Here is a 13205-nt window from a genome sequence, read left to right on the forward strand (position 1 = left end):
GGGAAGCTCCAGCGCCGCTTGCCTCGACTTGGGGCTAACGGCCCGCTGGGGTTTCGCCGGAATTCCGCGTGAGCACGTGCCCAGGGCGCAGGGCCCGCCGGGCGGCTTCGTATTCGGCAGGCGTGTTCACATTCAGCAGTTCGTTGGGGTTGGGCGCCCGCAGCAGGTGAATTTTACTGGGCGCGTAGTCCTGCAAAATGCGGCGTAACGAGGTTTGACCACGCGCCAGGGCTTTCAGTAACATCTCATGGCTGGAGGGTTCCCAGATGCTCAGCAAGGCCTCGGGTCCGTTTGCCGCTTGGTCCAGGAAGCAGGTAACGCACACTTTGGGCTGCCGATGCTCTACCAGGTACCCCAGGGTATCAGCCGAGAGAAAGGGAAAGTCGCAGGCTACGGCTAACCACGCGGCATTGGGCTCGTGGCTAAAAGCAGCCAGCAGGCCGCTGATGGGCCCTGCTCCCGACCACTGATCCACTAAAAAGGGCTCGTCGGGGTTGTGCGGGTCTTGCTCGGCCCGGCCCGAGAGCCATACCCCGCCGGGGCAAAAAGGCTGAAGAAGCCGTTGTAAATGCCGCCTGTGGGGCTGCTGGTGGTATTTCAGCAACCCTTTGTCGCGGCCCATGCGGGTACTGCGCCCACCCGTTAGTACCAAGCCACATAAAGGAGGCTCACTTGCAGAATCAGCCATAATCTAGCAAGACAAACAGTGAGTTAGCAACAACATACCGGCAACCGGCTAGTATACGGCACGCACTTTTTTAAGGGTAAGCCAACGTTTCGGCCACCTCTTTCCAAGCCGTTAAGTAACGCTGAATGATCCTGGCACCGATGGCGCGGCCTTCAACTACGTTCTGCCATTTCCCTCATCCGGCATCGACCAAGCAGGCCAGATTTAGCATCTAACTGATTTGCCCGCCAATAACTACTTGGCGCACCGGGTTTTCGCCCAGCCAGTAGGGTAATTCCCGATAATCGGGAACGTTGAGCACCAATACATCGGCGCGCTTGCCGGGCTCCAGGCTGCCTATTTGCTGCTGCCGGTCGAGGGCCCAGGCCGCGTTCAGGGTTACGGCGGCCAAAGCCTCCAGTGGGGTCAGGCCCATTTTCAGACACGCCACCGACACGGCCAGCCACAGGTTTTTACTGGGGCACGAACCGGGGTTAAAATCGGTGCTGAGGGCCACAGGCAGGCCCGCATCGATGAACGCCCGGCCGGGCGCGTATTTTTCCTGCCGCAGGTAAAGCGGCACCAGCGGCAGCAGCACCGCCACCGTACGGCCCTGACCGGCCGCGGCCACCTGCGCCGCGCCTTCGGGCGAAAGGTAGTCGCAGTGGTCGACGCTGGTTGCGCCCAGCCCGGCGGCCATTTGGCAGCCGCCAAGCTCGTGCAGCTGCTCGGCGTGAATTTTCAGCTTAAAGCCTAGGTCGCGGGCCTGCTGCAGGTAACGGCGCGAGTCTTCCACCGAAAAGGCACCTTCTTCGCAGAAAATATCCACAAACTCGGCTAGCCCGCGCGCCGCAGGCAGCACTTCACCTACCAAGTACTCGAGGTACTCGGCGGCGCGGCCTTTGTACTCGGGGCCGGGCACGTGGGCCCCTAAAAAGGTGTGTACTAGCCGAATGGGCTGTTGCCGGGCCGCTTCGTGCGCTACCCGAAGCAGGCGCAGTTCGGTTTCCAGGTCCAGGCCGTACCCCGTTTTGGCTTCCAGCGTGGTTACGCCGTAGCGGCGGAAGCCCTCGAGGTGGTGCAGGGCATTGGCCAGCAGTTCCTCGAAAGTGGCGGCTCGGGTTTTGCGAACGGTGCTTAGAATGCCCCCGCCCGAAGCCAGAATATCGAGGTAAGATTCGCCCTGCAGCTTGCGTTGAAATTCATCGGCACGGTTGCCGCCGAAAACAAGGTGTGTGTGGCATTCCACCAAGCCGGGCATCAGCACGCAGCCGCTCACGTCAAGCACGGTGGTGTGGGGGCCGATGCGGGTTTCGTCTAGTTCGCTCATGGGTGCCACGGCTGCTAAGGCGTCGCCGTGGCAGGCCACGAAGCCCTGCTCGATGATGCGCCACTGGCTGAGAGCAGCGCCGGTGAGGGGCTTATCGGTCGGGCCGCCAGCCATGGTAAGCACCTGGGAAGCATTGCGCAGAACAAGGGTATAAAACGAGGACATGCGGGCAGGGGGGCGAGGTTATCGGTGCAAATGTTGCCTTTTCAGCATAAGGCTCCGGCAATAATACCGAGCTAACTGCCAGCCTTGCTTAAAGATGATTGAATACGGCACTGGCAGGTACCGGCCTTAAAGCTCTTCCAGCCAAATCGAACTTAAAAGCCAGCCGGTTACGTTTGAATAGCAGACTTAAAAACGCTTCGGGCCCTAACAGTATGGCGCCCATATGCGTCACAGGTGCTGTTGGTAGTCTTGGATGTATAGTTGGTCTACTTTTTGGCCTTTTTCCTTGCTATTAAATATTATTCCTCACTATTATTATATAAACAAAGCAAAGTACTCATGACCCCAACCGCACACTCCCTCCCCCTGCTGATGGTGTCTTCGGCTCTGCCAGTTGAAAACGTTGAGCGCCTTCTTGGCTCTAGAGAACCATCGTTACCCGCCACGCATTTAAGTGTGCACGCGGATAAAACGACGAAAAAGCCGCATAGCGAGCCGCAACCGGCCTTTATGGTGATAAGTGCGCCCGACCCGCCGGAACCCTCCCCGGTAGCGAAACCAGCTGCCCCTCAGATCCATAAATACGACGAGTTCGTGAAGTTCTACCTGGATTACATGCACCAGGCCTAGTCCCGCCCCGAAAACCTGCAACCAACTTAGCGTAAGCACATCCCGATTACCCAAGTCAAACGCCCACCGAAAGCCCAAAAGGGCTTCGGTGGGCGTTTGCCGTTGTTAAATAGCCCTACGCGGCTAGGTCCAGTAAAGTATTGGCGCCTGCGGAAAACGACGCTGCCATTCAGCGTAGAAGAACTGCTTAAGTGCACGCATGTCCTCGGGCTGGTACACGTACTTGGTGCCTCCAAACTTGTTGCGCTTCACGGCTCGGGTAGCTTCGTCGAAATCGAGGCTGGTGTTGGGGTACCATTGCAGCAGCACGTCCTTGGAGCCGGGAGTGAATCGGTGACTGATGAACTCCACCGTCAGGTCGCAAGGGAAGTCCAGCGTGTTTTGCAGGCGGTCGAGCAGATCAGTATAATGCTGGCGCCAGTTTGGAATGGGCATAATGGGAGCCAACACCACGCCCACCGGATACCCGCCCCCGCCCTGTTCCTGCGGCAAGGCTAGCTGCCGCAGCGCCAGCAGCCGGGCCGATACCGATGCTGTACCGCCTTCTAACCGGCTGGCTACGGGCTCGGCATTCAGGCTGATGCGGGCTCGGGTGTGCCCGTGGTGCGGCAACGCAAGCAAGGGTTCTACTTGGTTGTACTTGCTCACAAACCGCAACCGAGCACCTTCGCGGGTGCCAAAGTACCGCACGCATTCGGCCAAGCTGCCGGTAAGGTGCTCAATGCCCAGCACATCGGTATAACAGCTGACTTCGAAGGAGGTAAGCCGACCCGGCTGCTCGTACTGCGCTGTGTTTTGCAAGAGCTGGGGCAGGTTGGCAAACACCCGTACTACGGGCGGGCCTTGTAAGCTGCCGGCCAGGTAACAGTACTGGCAGTGCGCCGGGCAGCCTTCGGCCAGGTTCATCTGCCAATCGGCCGAAGGCGGCGTGGGCTGCAACCGCAGGGCACCGGCGGGAGCCTTCACCACAGCCAGGGTGTTTTTTGCCCGGCGGTAGGTTTCCCGCTCATCGGCACCACGCAGGCCGGTAATGCGGTTGTTCTTGAGCACTTCCACTTCTAATTGGTGCGCTTCGGCACGCGCTAGAATTTGCTGGCCGAAGGGCTCCTCCAGGGCATCGGGCGTAAACAACACGCGTTTCGGCAGCCACAAACGGGCCGCATTGGTGCGGGGTTCAGGGGCTGTAAGCACGGGTAATTGCAGCGAGTCAGTCATCGGTTTGTAAACAATAGTCACTCGATGATAGCTCCATTTTGCAACGTAAAATCAGGCGCTTATCATGAATTTATATTATTGACTATCAGGTATTTTACTTTATTATCTAAATCATTCCTGTAAATACTCGAATGCAATACCGGGGCCGGCATTTTTATCATTAGCGCCTGAGTATTCCTGCAGCCGGATTTGCTTTTCCCGCTTCGTTACATTCGAATTACCCGTTCGGTTTCTCCTCTTACATAACATGTGGGAAGGCCACCGCTCTTGGCCATCTTGCGAAAGTTTGTTGCGGATACGGCCTACTAACTCGCCGTGCCCCTTACCCGTTTACCTCCGCATGAAAGCCTTGCTGCTCATCGACATTCAGAACGACTTTGTACCCGGCGGTGCATTGGCTGTGCCGGCCGGCGACACAGTCGTACCCATTGCCAACCGCTTGCAACCACACTTCGACCTGGTGGTGGCTACCCAGGACTGGCATCCGGCGGGTCACCACAGCTTTGCGTCGGCCCATGCCGGCCGGGAGGTTTTCGAAACCATCGACCTGCACGGCTTACCCCAGGTCCTGTGGCCCGACCATTGCCTGCAGGGCACCCCCGGAGCCGAACTGCATCCGCAACTCGATCAGCGGCGTATCGAAGCCATATTCCGTAAGGGCACCGACCCCGACATCGACAGCTACAGCGGCTTTAACGACAACGGCCACCGCAAATCAACCGGCCTCGCCGACTACCTGCGCGGCAAGGGCATTAAGCAGGTATATGTGGCCGGCCTGGCCGGTGACTACTGCGTGTACTTCACGGCCAAAGACGCGCTGGAGCTAGGCTTTGAAACCACGCTGATAACCGATGCCGCCCGCCCAATAAATGCCGAGGGATACGCCCAAGCCCAAGCCGATGTGCAACAGCGCGGCGGCAAGCTTCTTGGTTTCCACGATTTGCTGTAAAGCTTCGCGTCAATCCATGCAGAGCCCGGAAACTCCACCCTTAACCGCACCGCTCATCCTCACGCTAACCCTAAACGCGGAGGCGCAGGCGTATTTCGACGCGCTGCGCCGCCAGCACTTTCCGCCCGAACGCAATTACCTCGACGCCCACTTAACATTATTTCACCACTTGCCCGGCGACCAGCTACCGGCCCTTTCCCACCAGCTCACGGAGCTCTGCCAAGCCCAACCTCCGCTCCTGCTGCAGGTTAACGGCCTGCTGTTCATGGGCCAAGGCGTAGCGTACAAGCTGGAAAGCGCGGCCCTGGAAAACATGCACCGCATGCTTCAGCAGAGTTGGTGGCCCTTGCTCACGCCGCAAGACCAACAACGCCGCCGGCCCCACGTTACCGTACAGAACAAAGTGCGCCCGGAAGTAGCCCGCACCCTGCATCAGCAGCTCACCGAAACCTTCCTGCCGTTTGAAGCGCAAGGCATTGGGCTACGACTTTGGGCCTACCGCGGTGGCCCCTGGGAACTGCTGCGGACTTTCAGCTTTCAGGGTTAGTCCGTTTTAGGAGCATTCATATTCTTCCCAAATCGGCCATGCGCCGTTGCTGAAGGCCTGCGCAAAGGTTTAAAGCGCAAGCCGCCTTGCCTTAAGCCAATTGGGCTAAATCAGCCAGCGCACGAAATTCCCTAGGCCCGCGTTTCGTATCTTGTGCAGCGGTGCTACCGCTTGCGCCTATTCTGTTCCCGTATGACACCACGACTCCTTTTGGCCGGCTTGGCTTGCTTCCTTTCGGGCTCGGCTCTGGCTCAGGTAGCCACCGGATTACCGGCTTCGCCGGAGCCGGGGCTGCGTGCGCCGCGGGTTTCTTATAGCCTGACGGCTGGCTCCACGTTTGCCGGGCGTTTCGGTTCGGCCACCTACCTCAGCCCTACGGCAAACTATCAGCTTACCAACCGCCTCCGGGTGTTCGGTGGTCTTACGTACCTACGTGCCATACCGGGAGTGGCCAGCCCGATGGCTCCTGGAGAGGGTCGCGCTGCGGGCCTTGCCACCGGTACCAGCCACTTTTTGCTGCACGGCGGAGGCACTTATGCGCTCAGCCCACGGCTGGCCCTTACGGGCAGCGCCTGGAAAGATTTCACGCCGAATACGGGCCTGCGGGTAAGCCCATACGCCGGTTTCGGCAATATGGGTACCGGCATTAACCTGCGCGCCGATTACCACATTACCGAAAACCTATCGGTATCGGGCGGGGTGCGCGTGGTGCAGGGCACCACTACTGCGCCTTTTAACCCTGTGTTTAGCTCCCCGGTTGGGTACTAGCGGCAAGCACAAAAAGCTACTACAGTGAAAGCCCGGTTTCCGGGCTTTTTTTGTGCTTGAAATTCCAGGTCGAAGGCCGCAGTTGCCCGCTGTGCGTGTTCTGCTTAGCACGGTTTACTTATCCATCCGAAACGGCTCCACAAACAATAGAAAAACCAGATATAAGGCATGATTTTCGAGGCGTAGCTCCGTGGTCATTTTACACTTTTTACCGTTACCTTTTGCCCTATGAAACAGCTTGTACTGCTCGTTTTGCTTGGCCTTGCGTTCGGTTCGTCGGCACTTGCCCAGCGCCGTTTCGCATGTAACACGCCCCTGTTTTTAGTACACGCTTACTCCCATACTCGTCCCGATTCGGCACAGCGGTACGTCCCGTTTGAGCCGACGCGCTTCGGTGGTTTTTTAGGGCTTTCGGGTTTCTCCGATCAGCGGGCCAGCGCTTTTGGTGGCGTGAGTTTAAGCGGCCATTACAGGCTTACGCGCAGCCTGCAAACGGGCGTGCAAGGCTCCACAGCCTTTTCTCGGCGCATAAGTAAAAAACAGTTAGGCTACCCAGAGGTGCTCGAGCCCATGCTGGATTTTTCCACTCTCACCTGGAGCAACGGTCTGCTGTTATCCGACAACCCTCGCACGCGCGTGACCTTGCTGGCTGGCGTGGGCGTGGGTTGGGCAACCCTGCGCGACCAGGCTCAGCAGGTACCCGTGTCCGGCGGCTGCGGCTGCGACGATACCGAACCCCTCAAAATTGCCAGTACGTCCAGTCTCATTACCGAAACCGGTCTTTCGGGCAGCTACAAGCTAAAGCCCGAGTTGTGGCTGACCGTGCAGGGCCAGTACCGCTGGTGGTATAACTTTAACCGTCGCAGCCTGCCCGGCGACTACTCCCACTACGTGCTAAGCATTGGCGTAAGCCTCCCCGACGCGGCCCGACGCCGATAACCATCTATAGTATTTCCAATCAATCATTTAGCATTACTGGTGCTTGCCCGCGGCATAGTAGCGCGGCACCAGCAGCGCAATGGGCATGCCCACCATCAACACGACTATGGCAAGCCCCATGGCCGTGCCCTGCAAGGTGAATGGGGGCTGGGTAGCGCGGCTCAGCGGTACTACCACCAGGTTCATCAGCAGCCAAGCCAGTGCCCCGTAGCTGATGCCGCTAATCAAGGAGCGACGCCGCAAAAAATCGATTCGTGGGTAAGCCCACACGTAAACCGCCGCGAAACTTAGTGCAATGGCGTAATGGCAGGCCAGCCCCAGTAAAGCCGTAGCCGTGCCGCCTTGGAAAGCAGCGTTTCCCAGCAAACCTGCGGCAACGGATTGCAGAAGCTGCACCGGGCTTACGCGCCCCAGCAGCCCGCTGTACACCCCAATGGCGGTTAGAATATCGAGGCTGCCGGCTACAAAACCAACCCCAAGCACAGCGCGAGCCTTGCTGCTGGCCTCTGAACGCGGCTTGGAGGTAACTGCTGATAAAGTTGTCATGGCACAAGAGACGCAGCAAAATCAGCAGCGCTGCTCACCTGCAACTTGCCCAAAGGCAGGCAGTATTGCCAACGGCCTTGCGGTAGGTGGTCAAGTATCCATTTCGATCCTAACAAACCGGTAACGCAGCGCTGGCAGCGCTACTTTTTCCAGGAACGCACGTACCCTATCCTTTCCGCTACGCTCCTATGAACTCCCCCGCAAACTCTGCTTCCGCCTCCCCATCCGATACCGTTGATGTTGTGCTCATTGGTGCCGGCATCATGAGCGCCACCTTGGGCATGATGCTCAAGGAGCTACAACCCGATTTAAGCATCACCGTGCTTGAGCGCCTCGATGTGGCCGCCGCCGAAAGCTCCGATGCGTGGAATAACGCCGGTACCGGCCACTCGGCTTTCTGCGAGCTGAACTATACCCCTCAGCGCCCCGACGGCTCCGTGGACATCAGCAAGGCCATTGCCATTGCCGAATCGTTCGAGCAGTCGAAGCAATTTTGGGCGTTTCTGGCCGAGCAGTACCAGGTAAAGGAAATTTCGCGCTTCATTAACCACATCCCGCACATGAGCTTTGTGTGGGGCGAAAAGAACGTGGAATTCCTGCGCAAGCGCTACGCAGCCCTAATACAGTCGCCGCTGTTCAAGGAAATGACGTATTCCGAAGACCCCGCGCAAATTGAGCAATGGATTCCGCTGGTGATGGAAGGCCGCGACCAAAGCCAGCCCGTGGCGGCCACCTGCATGGAACTGGGCACCGACGTCAACTTTGGCTCCCTCACGCGTGGCATGTTTGCCCTGTTACAGCAAAAACCCAACGTGTCTTTCCACTTCAACCACAACGTGGAAAAGCTGCGTCAGAAAGACGACGGGCTGTGGCGGGTGCATGCGGAGGACCGCCAAACGGGTGAAGTGCGCAAGCTCAACGCCCGGTTTGTGTTCATTGGGGCTGGCGGCGGCTCCCTACCGCTACTCGACAAATCGGGAATTCCGGAAGGTCGTGGATTCGGCGGTTTCCCGGTTAGCGGGCAGTGGTTGAAGTGCCTGAACCCGGAAGTAATTGCCCGCCACAACGCCAAAGTGTACGGCAAAGCCGCCGTGGGCTCCCCGCCCATGTCGGTACCGCATCTGGATACGCGCATGATTAACGGGCAGCGCGAACTGCTGTTTGGTCCTTATGCCGGTTTCACCACCAAGTTCCTGAAGAAAGGTTCGTTCCTGGATTTGCCGCTCAGCATTCAGCTCAGCAACCTGCGACCGATGATTATTGCCGGCCTGAAAAACATTCCGCTTACCCGCTACCTCATCAACCAAGTGCGCCAATCACCCGCCGACCGGCTTAAGTCGCTTAAGGAATACCTGCCGAACGCCCGCCCCGAAGACTGGCAGTTGGAAATTGCCGGCCAGCGGGTGCAGGTCATCAAGAAGGATGAGAAAGAAGGTGGCGTGCTGGAATTTGGCACTGAGGTGGTTAGCGCCGCCGACGGCTCCATTGCAGCTTTATTAGGCGCCTCGCCCGGTGCCTCCACCGCTGTGAGCATTATGGTAGGGCTCATTCACAAATGCTTCCCAGAAAAAGCCCAATCGGCCGAGTGGCAGGCTAAATTCAAGCAAATGATACCCTCGCACGGCCTGAAACTCAACGAGAATCCGCAACTGGTGGAAGAAATCCGAACCCACACGAACGCCGTGCTGGACCTGGAGCCCGTACCAGCCGGCGGTAAAGCTGCCCTTACCAACGCCGGAAACCGGTAGTTAGCGCGCCGTGTGCTAGTTTAGCCGGTTCAGGCGTTGCCCCGGTACCGCTCCCTTACGTTTGTTCTCCCTCGCCGCATGATTAAACTGGAGCCCTTCACCCCCGCCGACTTTCCCCAACTCATCGACTGGATCAACGACGAGCGGCTGATGAAAGAATGGTCGGGCTCTTTGTTCTCGTTTCCGCTCACCAAAGATGCGCTAAGCTGGTACATCGAAGGAGCTAACGACCTGAAAGACCCCGACGTGTTCGTGTACAAGGCTGTGGACAGTAAAACCGGCGGCGTTATCGGCCACATCTCGCTGGGCAGCATCAGCCAGCGCGACCGGTCTGGGCGCATTACACGGGTGCTGGTGGGCGAGGCCTGCGAGCGGGGCCGCGGCTACTGCACAGGCATGATCCGGGCCCTGCTGCGCATTGGCTTCGAAGATCTGAAGCTGCACCGCATCAGCCTCGGCGTGTATGATTTCAACAAGGCGGCCATTAAATGCTACCTGAAGGCCGGTTTTAAACAAGAAGGCGTGCTCCGCGACGTGGTTCGCCACGGCGAAGACTACTGGAGCCTCGTAGAAATGGGCATTCTGGAAGATGAATGGCATCAACTCACGCACAAGTCCGAACCCCGTGCGGCGTAGCTGCGCTTATTGGCTGTGCAGACGGGGTAAGAACACCTCGGCCAGCATGCACCGGGCGCTACCCCCACCTACGGTTTCAATGGTAGGAATGGGCAAGGGTAGCAGCGTACAATAACGGCTCAGGCACTGGCGCTGCTCGTTGGAAAGGGCATCGTGGGCACTCTGCGACATAACCAATACCTCGGGGCCGCCCGCGCTGGGCTGGAGCGTGAGCATATTGCCCGCAAAGTGCGCCACCTGCGCCAGCGAAATGTCTACCACTTCGTGCCCGGTATTGCGCAGCGAGGCTTCTACCACGGTCCTTTCTGCCACATCGCGGATGCTTTCCAGGCAAATCACCGCAAACCTAGCCCCAACGCACATCATCACGTTGGTGTGGTAAATAAGATGCCCTTGCGTGTCGTGCGCGTGAAACGCCTGGGGCTGATAGCCCAGCTGCCGGGTCACTTCTTCAAACAGTTCGGCATTTGTGCGAGGCGAAAGGCAAGCGTACGCCACGCGGTGCTGGTGGTCGAAAATTATACTGCCCGTACCTTCCAGAAACCGGCCGGCTTGCTCGTGAGCCGAGAGGTCCAGCACCTCACCCACATGAAACTGCTGGCCCAGCGCCTCCACGATGTCGAGCCGCCGTTCGGGCCGCCGGTTGGGGGCGCATATGGGGTAAAGCAGCACGCGGCCGTCGGGGTGCAGGGTTAGCCAGTTGTTTGGGAAAACGGCGTCTGGCTTGGCAGGCTCGGCGGTGTCATCGAATACCAGCACCTGCAAGCCGTGCTGCCGCAGTGCAGCTACCGCTGCATCGAATTCGGCAAAGGCCCGGGCCTGCACTTCGGCTTCGTTGAGGCCAGTAAGAGCGTGTTGAAAATGGTTCGAGGCGGCAGTTTCGGCATTAAAGGCAAACCGGGTAGGCCGGACGAGGAATACGGTGTGGGCAGACTGCATACTCAGGATATAGGACGCCCAAAGGTTGAAAAAATTTACTCGCCGGAGCACTCATTAGCGCCTACCCCCGAAAGCGTAATAGTATGGTAACACCAAATCCGCATCAGCCGGGCCGCGGTAGCGTATCCATAACACCGTGCAAGCGCACCCGCCGCCCGCTTGTGACGCTACTAGTGTTGAGGAACCCGTGCCGGCGTCATGAATACCTTTTTCAGCCATGTATTCTGCCAAAACCTACCTCCGTGCCGTTCAACGCGCCGATGCCGTTGTGTACGTGCTTATGACCATGGGCGCGCTGGGGGCAGTGCTTTACTTTTTCTAAGCTCCCTTTTCTAATCGTTCTGGCCTTTTCCTTCGCCCGGTTCATTGCCTGAACCGGGCGAAGTGCTTTGGGGGCCTCAGCCAGGAAAAGGGCAAAAAAAAGAAGCATGCCGGGTGGCATGCTTCTTTGCTTCTGTGAGAAGCGCAGGCTAATTAAGCCGTGCGACGCACCTTAACGGCGCTCAGGCCTTTGCGGCCTTCTTCTACCTCGAACTCAACCTTGTCGTTGTCGCGGATTTCGTCGATGAGGCCGGTTACGTGAACGAACACGTCCTGACCAGTTGCGGAATTGTTGATGAAACCAAAGCCTTTGGTCTCATTGAAGAATTTTACGGTTCCTGTCTGCATGATTGCTAGGAAAAAAGTGAAAACGAAGCAATTGGCAGCGGAACTCTACGATTATTCAGCACGTGAATCAATAGTAGTGACACGAGGCAACTTGCCTTGAACGATGTAAAGATACGATTACTTTTCCAAACGGCCCCACTAGTGGAGATATTAGGCAGCATGCAGGAGGATCGGTAACCCTCAAACCGGCCGGGTATCATATTATGAGGGTGCTAACGCAGTCCGGCCACAATAGGTTCAGCTTACCGATCGTGTGGCTCATGAGCACGCAAGCCTGCTCCCTTCTCCTGATGATTAGAGGCGCTTGGTTAGCAGCAGGCCGCTGTAAGCGTAACCGTTAGCGTTTATGCCTTGCACGGGCGTAAACGAGAGGCCGTTTCGGTTAGCGGTTTTGTGTAGTTGCGGTACCACAACACCTACGGTTGCTCCTATAGCATACCCTACGATGTTATCGGTGACAAAATGTTTGCCGGCTTGCAGTCGATAGTAGCCTACTGCAGCCGGAATTACGGCGGCGGCACCCCATACAAACGGGCGCGCCGGCGAATCGGGGTTGAAGTCGTTAAAAACTTTGGCCGCAAAAAAAGTAGCCGTAGCGGCGTGAGCGGTGTGCCCGGCAAAGAAAGAGTTGGTTGAAATCTTGCTTTGGCGCCGGTTTTCCTTGCCTCCCGAGCCGTACAGGAAAGGACGGTACCGGGTTACGCTGCCTACGGTTAGGGTGAAAACGGCGGCCGTTGTGGTCATGGTTTGCAGGTACAAGCCCATCACCTGCCCGTAACGACCCCGCACGGCGGGATTCAGGGCCAGCAGTCCGGGAGCGGCTACCAACGAGCCGTAGCAGAGGTAGTCGCTTTTAAGTTGGGCGCTTTCGCTGTACTTACCGGCGGCAAACCGGTCGATTTTAGGCACGTCGTTTTTGTCGAGCGCGGCCAGTTCCTCGGCGTTGAGGCCGCTTTTTTGCTGGACCAGGTATAAGCCCAGCCCGCTTGCGGCTCCCATACCTACGGTAATGGGCGCATCAATGGCAAAGCGGGTGCGGTACGGCGACGGAGCCTGTTGGGCGGAAGCACAGGGTGCAGCGCCAACCAGTAGGGCGCCGGAAAGAAGTAAGGGAGCAAAGAGCTTCATAAGATGGAGGAAGAGTGAAGCTGAAACGTGAAACTGAACAGCAGGGTTAGTAGCCGCCCTTTAGCCAGTACCTGCTGCCAAGCCTAATCGTTTGCTATCTGCTGCTTACCTGCATTTCTTGAATTATGAGAGCAGCTAGGTCTTCGCTCCAAGTGTTAACCCTGAACGCCGTTCGGTACCAAAGTCGCAGCCCCGAACACCTGTACACCGGGCGTAAATGCCTAGCTACACTAACAACCACACGCAACGAGGCCCCGCCACCCTGGTTTACAAGGTAGCGGGGCCTCGTTGCGTGTGGTTGTCAGAGGTTTCTGGAACCTGTATCGGCA

At 57.9% G+C, this 13205-nt stretch carries 14 protein-coding genes; 7 read left to right on the top strand and 7 right to left on the bottom strand.

Features of this window, described 5'->3' with window-relative positions:
• Positions 1–34: 34 nt before the first annotated feature.
• Entirely contained in the window at positions 35–688 is a 654-nt protein-coding gene (locus ABD903_RS09390; RefSeq protein ID WP_345223573.1) for an NTP transferase domain-containing protein, read from the bottom strand.
• Between the two features lie 211 nt (positions 689–899).
• On the bottom strand, positions 900–2162 hold the full coding sequence (gene hutI, locus ABD903_RS09395; protein ID WP_345223575.1) for an imidazolonepropionase: 1263 nt from the start codon (positions 2160–2162) through the stop codon (positions 900–902).
• 273 nt (positions 2163–2435) lie between these two features.
• On the opposite strand from hutI, the gene ABD903_RS09400 reads away from it, so the two are divergent.
• Positions 2436–2792, top strand: coding sequence for a hypothetical protein (locus tag ABD903_RS09400; RefSeq protein ID WP_345223577.1), 357 nt, complete (start codon positions 2436–2438; stop codon positions 2790–2792).
• A gap of 123 nt (positions 2793–2915) precedes the next feature.
• Here the strand turns inward: ABD903_RS09400 and ABD903_RS09405 are convergent, their stop codons facing one another.
• Entirely contained in the window at positions 2916–3938 is a 1023-nt protein-coding gene (locus tag ABD903_RS09405; protein ID WP_425555456.1) for a spore photoproduct lyase family protein, read from the bottom strand.
• Positions 3939–4347: 409 nt separating this feature from the next.
• On the opposite strand from ABD903_RS09405, the gene pncA reads away from it, so the two are divergent.
• The 4 genes from pncA to ABD903_RS09425 all read left to right on the top strand — a co-directional run bounded on the left by pncA (position 4348) and on the right by ABD903_RS09425 (position 7210).
• Positions 4348–4956, top strand: coding sequence for a bifunctional nicotinamidase/pyrazinamidase (gene pncA, locus ABD903_RS09410; protein ID WP_345223581.1), 609 nt, complete (start codon positions 4348–4350; stop codon positions 4954–4956).
• Between the two features lie 16 nt (positions 4957–4972).
• Positions 4973–5503, top strand: a complete 531-nt coding sequence (locus ABD903_RS09415; protein WP_345223583.1) for a 2'-5' RNA ligase family protein — start codon at positions 4973–4975, stop codon at positions 5501–5503.
• 192 nt (positions 5504–5695) lie between these two features.
• Entirely contained in the window at positions 5696–6271 is a 576-nt protein-coding gene (locus ABD903_RS09420) for a hypothetical protein (protein ID WP_345223585.1), read from the top strand.
• A 228-nt stretch (positions 6272–6499) separates the two neighbouring features.
• Complete coding sequence (locus tag ABD903_RS09425; RefSeq protein ID WP_345223586.1) at positions 6500–7210, top strand: hypothetical protein; 711 nt, start codon at positions 6500–6502, stop codon at positions 7208–7210.
• Positions 7211–7243: 33 nt separating this feature from the next.
• Here the strand turns inward: ABD903_RS09425 and ABD903_RS09430 are convergent, their stop codons facing one another.
• A complete protein-coding gene (locus ABD903_RS09430; protein ID WP_345223588.1) occupies positions 7244–7756 on the bottom strand; it encodes a hypothetical protein in 513 nt (170 codons plus the stop codon).
• Between the two features lie 188 nt (positions 7757–7944).
• On the opposite strand from ABD903_RS09430, the gene ABD903_RS09435 reads away from it, so the two are divergent.
• Together ABD903_RS09435 and ABD903_RS09440 are read left to right on the top strand one after the other, a co-directional pair.
• Positions 7945–9504, top strand: a complete 1560-nt coding sequence (locus ABD903_RS09435) for a malate:quinone oxidoreductase (RefSeq protein ID WP_345223589.1) — start codon at positions 7945–7947, stop codon at positions 9502–9504.
• Positions 9505–9582: 78 nt separating this feature from the next.
• Positions 9583–10140, top strand: coding sequence for a GNAT family N-acetyltransferase (locus ABD903_RS09440; RefSeq protein WP_345223590.1), 558 nt, complete (start codon positions 9583–9585; stop codon positions 10138–10140).
• A 6-nt stretch (positions 10141–10146) separates the two neighbouring features.
• Here the strand turns inward: ABD903_RS09440 and ctlX are convergent, their stop codons facing one another.
• The 3 genes from ctlX to ABD903_RS09455 form a co-directional block, all read right to left on the bottom strand.
• Positions 10147–11079 carry a citrulline utilization hydrolase CtlX gene (gene ctlX, locus ABD903_RS09445; protein ID WP_345223592.1) on the bottom strand — a complete coding sequence of 311 codons (933 nt, stop codon included), beginning with the start codon at positions 11077–11079 and terminating at the stop codon, positions 10147–10149.
• Positions 11080–11553: 474 nt separating this feature from the next.
• Positions 11554–11748, bottom strand: coding sequence for a cold-shock protein (locus ABD903_RS09450; RefSeq protein WP_345223594.1), 195 nt, complete (start codon positions 11746–11748; stop codon positions 11554–11556).
• Between the two features lie 294 nt (positions 11749–12042).
• On the bottom strand, positions 12043–12876 hold the full coding sequence (locus ABD903_RS09455) for a phosphatase PAP2 family protein (protein ID WP_345223596.1): 834 nt from the start codon (positions 12874–12876) through the stop codon (positions 12043–12045).
• Positions 12877–13205 lie beyond the last annotated feature (329 nt).

It is taken from the genome of Hymenobacter koreensis, assembly GCF_039541855.1.
In the GTDB taxonomy this organism is placed as follows: domain Bacteria; phylum Bacteroidota; class Bacteroidia; order Cytophagales; family Hymenobacteraceae; genus Solirubrum; species Solirubrum koreensis.

Coding starts and splice junctions, on each gene's coding strand:
- ABD903_RS09415 (WP_345223583.1), top strand. CDS start 4,973: ATGCAGAGCCCGGAAACTCCACCCTTAACCGCACCGCTCATCCTCACG.
- ABD903_RS09450 (WP_345223594.1), bottom strand. CDS start 11,748: ATGCAGACAGGAACCGTAAAATTCTTCAATGAGACCAAAGGCTTTGGT.
- ABD903_RS09390 (WP_345223573.1), bottom strand. CDS start 688: ATGGCTGATTCTGCAAGTGAGCCTCCTTTATGTGGCTTGGTACTAACG.
- ABD903_RS09430 (WP_345223588.1), bottom strand. CDS start 7,756: ATGACAACTTTATCAGCAGTTACCTCCAAGCCGCGTTCAGAGGCCAGC.
- ctlX (WP_345223592.1), bottom strand. CDS start 11,079: ATGCAGTCTGCCCACACCGTATTCCTCGTCCGGCCTACCCGGTTTGCC.
- hutI (WP_345223575.1), bottom strand. CDS start 2,162: ATGTCCTCGTTTTATACCCTTGTTCTGCGCAATGCTTCCCAGGTGCTT.
- pncA (WP_345223581.1), top strand. CDS start 4,348: ATGAAAGCCTTGCTGCTCATCGACATTCAGAACGACTTTGTACCCGGC.
- ABD903_RS09455 (WP_345223596.1), bottom strand. CDS start 12,876: ATGAAGCTCTTTGCTCCCTTACTTCTTTCCGGCGCCCTACTGGTTGGC.
- ABD903_RS09420 (WP_345223585.1), top strand. CDS start 5,696: ATGACACCACGACTCCTTTTGGCCGGCTTGGCTTGCTTCCTTTCGGGC.
- ABD903_RS09425 (WP_345223586.1), top strand. CDS start 6,500: ATGAAACAGCTTGTACTGCTCGTTTTGCTTGGCCTTGCGTTCGGTTCG.
- ABD903_RS09435 (WP_345223589.1), top strand. CDS start 7,945: ATGAACTCCCCCGCAAACTCTGCTTCCGCCTCCCCATCCGATACCGTT.
- ABD903_RS09440 (WP_345223590.1), top strand. CDS start 9,583: ATGATTAAACTGGAGCCCTTCACCCCCGCCGACTTTCCCCAACTCATC.